The sequence below is a fragment of the Methanobrevibacter ruminantium genome (assembly GCF_016294135.1).
Taxonomy (GTDB): domain Archaea; phylum Methanobacteriota; class Methanobacteria; order Methanobacteriales; family Methanobacteriaceae; genus Methanobrevibacter; species Methanobrevibacter ruminantium_A.
Genome location: NZ_JAEDCO010000075.1, coordinates 1 through 2,620, shown reverse-complemented (window position 1 = coordinate 2,620; position 2,620 = coordinate 1). Strand labels below are relative to the sequence as shown.

The following is a 2,620-nucleotide window of genomic DNA, read 5'->3' as shown; positions in this document are numbered from 1 at the left end:
ATTACCTGTATATAACGTTGAACGACTTGAAAATGGAATTCAAAATCCATACGGAAGTGGGCAGTCTTTAGCAGTAAACGCTAGCAATGGAAATGGTGGCGATGATTTTTCTACCAAGTTCGTATGGCTTGATGAAAATAACTCGCAAATACCATTCAGAAATTGGCAGATTGCGCATTTTAGGTTGTTAACCAACTCAATGTGTCTTCCATACGGTTGCAGTTATTTAAATTCGGCTAGGAGGCATTGGAGGCTTTTATCGTTAATGGAAGATATGATGTTTATATATCGATTGGAGCGTTCAATTGAAAGACGTGTGTATAAAATATATGTTGGCGCAATTGATGAGGCTGATGTACAAGCTTATGTTGAGCAGATTGCGAACAATTTTAAAAGGACACCAATCATTGACCCAATGACGGGCCAAATTGACCTAAGAAAAAATGTAATGGCGGTTGACCAAGATATTTTCTTACCGGTAAGAGACCAAAGTGCTCCTACTCCAATTGATACATTACCAGCTGCTCAAAATCTAACAGCAATTGATGATATTAAATATATTCAAAATAAGGTATTAACCGCATTGCGTATTCCTAAACCGTTCCTTAATTTTGAAGAAAATACAGGAAATGGGCAAAACTTAGCATTGATGGATATTAGGTTTACACGTGTGATAAATAGGATTCAGCAAGCATTCTTAATGGAACTGACTAAGATTGCAAGCATTCATCTTTATTTATTAGGATTTGAGGATGATTTAACCAATTTTAACCTTACAATGAATAACCCATCAACTCAAGCTGAACAACTTGAGATTGATAATATACAGAAAAAAATATCAGCATGTAGAGACGCAGTATCTGACCCTGGTAATGGATTGCCAATAATGTCTCAAACAAGGGCATTAAAGGAGATAATGAAATGGTCAGATAAAGATATAAAAGAAAATCTTGAAGAAATTCGCCTTGAAAAGGGTATTGCTGCTGAACTTGAAAAGACTACACAAATCATTAAGAGAACAGGCATATTCGACACTGTTGATAGAATGTATGGAGAACCCGGCGCAGAATATCAGGACGGACAAGAAATGGGAGGACCTGATGGCGGCATGGGAGGCATGGGCGGCCCGCCACCAAGCGGCGGAGGAGGCTTTGGAGGTGGCTTAGATGATTTAGGTACTCCTGGAAGCGATGATAATGGTGATATAAATGGCATCGAGGGTTCTGAACCTACTGCTGATATGGGTGAAGGAAACGGTGCTGAACCTCCTGCTATGAATCAAGAGCCGAAAGCAAATGAAGGAAAAATAAATTCGAAAAATCTAATATTTGAATCTGCTGTTAAAAAAGAAATGAATGAAAGTAATCTTAAACTCGATTCTATTTTTAAACAGTATATTTCAAAAATAGATAACAAAATCGAAAGGGCTAAAAAGCCTGAAAATATTGTTGAAAGAACGGATATATATGACAAATCTTTATTGATTAATGAAGATTTTATGAAAATGATTTCTTCACTTAATGATGCAATAAATGATAAGGATGATGAGGCTGATAAATAATCAGCCTTTTCATTCTAAAAAGATATTTATTTTAAAGGTTAAATAATTGCGTACAATGGACGAGAAAATTAAATACTTACAATTATGGCATAAGGCTGTTAAAAATGCAGCAGAAGCCTTAAAAAGTGGCAATATGAAGGAAGCAGATAAATTTCATAAACAAATGGAAGATGCTTATGAAAAATATGCTGAAGCTGCACGTAATTCTGATGAAATTCTAAATTCAAAATTTGCCGCACTTAACATGGCTTATGAATCAGTGTTACCATATTTGCTTTCCAAAAATAAGAAGGTTGTAAATGAAGGTATTTCGTTAATGAAAAACGATAAAAACCTCATTGCGCAATATAATTTTCACAATGCGATGAAAAATTATAATTGTGATGGAAATGCTATTGATTATGTAAATGAGGCTTGGGATATGACCCGTGAAAATATTGATAGAAGCACAGTGGATGAATCCAATAGAAAATTTGCTAAATTTCTCGCAAAAAATGGTATTAAGCCTATACAGATTGATGAGGAAAGGTATCGATATAATCATGCTTGCGACTATTTAATGTCGAACACAAGAAAATTGGGTAATTTAGCTGAAACAGCAAATGCTGTAAAAACTATCGGTGAATATATTGAAAAACATAAAAAGCCTAATAGAAACAATAACGCTGTGAATGAGGCGATTAACCTTATCAACAGTAAATTAAAGTTACTTAGCGAAAACGAAAGAGAGCTTGTTAACACAATCATCGATTCAAAGAAAAATGTCGATGAAGCAAAAAAGAAAAGCCTTTTTAACCGTATAAAAAATGAATGCTTGAAGAAAATTGATAAAGTTATTTCTGAAAGCGATGCTAAGGATAAAGAAAGACTGCTTAGTATTAGGGAAACAATAATGATGAAAGAATTTAGCAATGAGTCAGTTGTTGCTGATGTCGCTAAATTGCTTGAAATAGGGTCAGTATTAAGTGATGATGATTGCGTGAAATCTATTTAAATTGGCAATGATATACCTTTTGGCCCTGCGTTATGAATTGGTATTAAAAAAAGTTTTTATTAAAA

General features: G+C 34.3%; 2 protein-coding genes. Both read left to right on the top strand.

Translation table 11 applies throughout. The features are described from left to right. Positions 1 to 184: 184 nt before the first annotated feature. The gene (locus tag VW161_RS08830; protein WP_442919883.1) at positions 185 to 1,561 is read left to right on the top strand and encodes a portal protein; all 1,377 of its coding nucleotides are present in this window, start codon (positions 185 to 187) and stop codon (positions 1,559 to 1,561) included. Between the two features lie 55 nt (positions 1,562 to 1,616). Further along, positions 1,617 to 2,555, top strand: coding sequence for a hypothetical protein (locus tag VW161_RS08825; RefSeq protein WP_325192960.1), 939 nt, complete (start codon positions 1,617 to 1,619; stop codon positions 2,553 to 2,555). Positions 2,556 to 2,620 lie beyond the last annotated feature (65 nt).